The organism is Hymenobacter agri (assembly GCF_054778495.1).
In genome coordinates, this window is the sequence record NZ_BAAGZM010000505.1 from 1 (window position 1) to 3,190 (window position 3,190).

Sequence of the window (3,190 nt, forward strand, 5' to 3'; positions counted from 1 at the left end):
GGCCGAAGGCGTGTCGGCCGCCGGGGAGTGCGCCGCCGGAGTGGGCAGCCTGCTGGTGCGCTAGGGCCCGGGCTTTCGTGTAGCTTTGCGAGCGCCCCGCGCACCCCACCTCCGGCGTTCGTAATTGGCTCTGCTGCTATGTCTTCCGCTCCCACTGCCTTCACTGTAGCCACGGCTCCCGAGCCGCACCGCACCCGCACCCGCCAAATCATTCGGGCCCACCCCGAAGTAAAGCAGCTCATGACGCGCAACCCCGCCACGTTTCTCATTGGCCTTGGCTGCGTGCTGTCGCAGGTGGGCCTGGCATATTTCCTGCGCGATAAAGCGTGGTACTGGACTATCCCGGTGGCCTACCTCGTGGGGGCGTTTTTTTCGCACACGCTGTTCGTGGTCATTCACGAGGCCGCCCACAACCTGGTGTTTCGCAGGGTGTGGCAAAACGTGGCCACCGGCATTCTGGCCAACTTTCCGTCGGTATTTCCCACGGCCATCAGCTTCAAGAATTTCCACCTCAAGCACCACGTGTTTCAGGGCGTGCACGAACTCGATGCCGACCTGCCCGACTGGTACGAAGCCAAGCTGATTCGGCACTACAGCGTGGGCAAGGCCATCTGGCTGTTCTTTTTCCCGGTGTTTCAGGTTATCCGCACGGCGCGCTGCCGGGAGGTGGCGACAATTGATAAGTACGTGGTGGCCAATATCGTGGCGCAGCTGGCTTTCGATGCGGCCATCGTCTATTTCTTCGGCTGGACGGCCCTGCTCTATTTGTTCCTGAGCTTCTGGTTCTCGGTGGGCCTGCACCCGCTCGGCGCCCGCTGGATTCAGGAGCACTACCTCACGCTCAGCCCCACGCAGGAAACCTATTCCTACTACGGCCGCCTCAACGGCATCAACCTCAACGTGGGCTTCCACAACGAGCACCACGACATGCCCAGCATTCCGTGGAACAACCTGCCCAAGCTCAAACGCGTGGCCCCCGAGTTCTACGAGCCGCTACTGGCGCATCGCAGCTACACCCGGCTGTTCTTCCGCTTCCTGTTCGACCAGGAAATCAGCCTCTATTCGCGCATCATGCGCCGGGAGCGCGGCACCGCCACGCTCAACGACCAGAGCGTGCCCGACCAGGAGATGGTAGCTGTTAGCCAATAGCGGCTAGCTGTTAGCTCCCGGCGAACGAGAGGCTAACGGCTAGCCGCTATTGGCTAACAGCTAAAAAAGCTACGCCTGCTTGGCAAACTGCACGTTGGCAATCAGCTTCACGTCATCGCCCAGCACAATGGCGCCGGCTTCGGTGATGCCGCCCCAGGTGAGGCCAAATTCTTTGCGGTTGATTTTGCCCGTTACCTCGAAGCCGGCTTTGTGGTTGCCGTAGAAGTCGACGGCCGAGCCGCCGTACTCGGCTTCCAGCGTCACGGGCTTGGTCACGCCCTTCATGGTGAGGTTGCCGGTGAGCTTGTAGCCGTCGCCGTCTTTCACCATCGAGGTCGATACGAATTTGATGGTCGGAAACTTGGCCGCATCGAAGAATTCTTCGCCTTTCAGGTGGCCGTCGCGCATTTCCTGGTTGGTATCAATGCTGTCCACGTCAAGCGTAAGCTCCACGTTGGCGTTTTCAAAATTGTCGTCGCCCGCGCTCTGCATCGTGCCCTGGAAGGACTTGAACGAGCCCGTAACGGTCGAGATAACCAAGTGCTTGATTTTGAACTGCACTTCGGAGTGCGTGGGGTCGAGGGCCCATTTGGTGGCGGCGGTGGCGGTATTTTCGGACATGGCGTTAGGGATTGAGGTTGCAGTGTGATGCAAATATAACTGATGTATCTACATAAAATGTTCATACATTAATCAGTTTTTTTCGAGTCGGTCCTAATTGGCTGCCGCGCAAACGTCAGGCATACCGCGCCGTGTCGTTCTTTAGGGACCCAATTTTTCCGTTTGTCCGATTCTATGCGCCGTTTTCTGCTTCCGGCTCTGCTGAGTTTGCTGCTGCCCAGCCTGGCCCAGGCCCAAAGCCTGCCCGCGCTTTCGCAAAACCCGCCCGCGCTGCGTTGGCAGGAGGTGCGCACGCCCAACTTCCGGGTGCTCTACGCCGACGGGCTCGACTCGGCGGCGCAGCGCACGGCCGCCCGGCTCGAGCAGCTACATGGGCCGGGCGTGGCCACACTGGGTGTGCGCCCACGCCCCATTGCGGTGGTGCTGCAAAGCCAGACCACCGTCAGCAACGGCTTCGTGACGTTTCTGCCCCGGCACGCCGAGTTTTTTATCACGCCCGAGCAGGGGCTGGGCCTGGGCACCGTCGACTGGCTCGATGGGCTGGTGGTGCACGAGTTCCGGCACGTGGGGCAGTTCGAGAAGGCCCGGCAGGGCGTGGGCCGCATTTTGGGGCCGCTGCTGGGCGATGGCGCGCTGGGTGTGGCCGCCGTGGGCGTGCCGCAGTGGTTTTTTGAGGGCGACGCCGTGGGCACCGAAACGGCCCTCACGCGCAGCGGGCGCGGACGCATTCCCTATTTCAACGTGGGCCTGCGGGCCAACCTGCTCAGCGGCCGCCACTATTCCTACCAAAAGGCCGTGAATGGCTCGCTGCGCGACAACGTGTCCGATTGGTACGTGCTGGGCTATTTCATGACATCGTACCTGAAAGCCCACCACGGCCCCGATGTGTGGAGCCGCGTGCTCGACCGCTACTACCGCTTTCCCTTCTACCCGTTCTCGTTCTCGAACGGCATCCGCCGCACCACGGGCCTCACCGTCGAGCAGGTGTACGACCGTAGTATGGCCGAAATCGACTCGACCTGGCGGGCGCAGCAAGCTGCCCCGCCGGCCCCCACGCCGGTGCGGGAGCTGGCCGGGCAGGCTTCGGAGCAGGTTTTCACGCAGTACCAATACCCGCAGTACGTCACCGACAGCATGGTGCTGGCCCTGAAATCGGGCCTGGGGCATATCGCGCAATTCGTGCTGCTGGGCCGGCACGGGCGCGAGCGCACGGTGTTTGTGCCGGGCCAGCTAAACATCCCCGAAATGCTGTCGGTGGGCGGCGGCAAGGTCGTGTGGCCCGAGTACCAGCAAAATGCCCGCTGGGGCCAGCAAATCGCATCCGAGCTGAAGGTGCTGGATTTAAAAACCGGCCGTCTCACGCGCCTGGGCCGGGGCCGGCGCTACTCAGCCGCCGCCCTCTCGCCCGATGGTCGCCGCC

At 62.2% G+C, this 3,190-nt stretch carries 2 protein-coding genes and 1 pseudogene; 2 read left to right on the plus strand and 1 reads right to left on the minus strand.

Features of this window, described 5'->3' with window-relative positions; translation table 11 throughout:
- Positions 1 to 138 precede the first annotated feature (138 nt).
- Positions 139 to 1,149: a fatty acid desaturase family protein gene (locus ACYVDE_RS18420; protein WP_460503011.1), complete on the plus strand. Its 1,011-nt coding sequence runs from the start codon at positions 139 to 141 to the stop codon at positions 1,147 to 1,149.
- A 69-nt stretch (positions 1,150 to 1,218) separates the two neighbouring features.
- Here the strand turns inward: ACYVDE_RS18420 and ACYVDE_RS18425 are convergent, their stop codons facing one another.
- A complete protein-coding gene (locus ACYVDE_RS18425; RefSeq protein ID WP_460503012.1) occupies positions 1,219 to 1,770 on the minus strand; it encodes a YceI family protein in 552 nt (183 codons plus the stop codon).
- Positions 1,771 to 1,944: 174 nt separating this feature from the next.
- Between ACYVDE_RS18425 and ACYVDE_RS18430 the strand changes: the two are divergent.
- Positions 1,945 to 3,190 (plus strand): annotated as a pseudogene (locus ACYVDE_RS18430) (hypothetical protein); the annotation flags it as partial.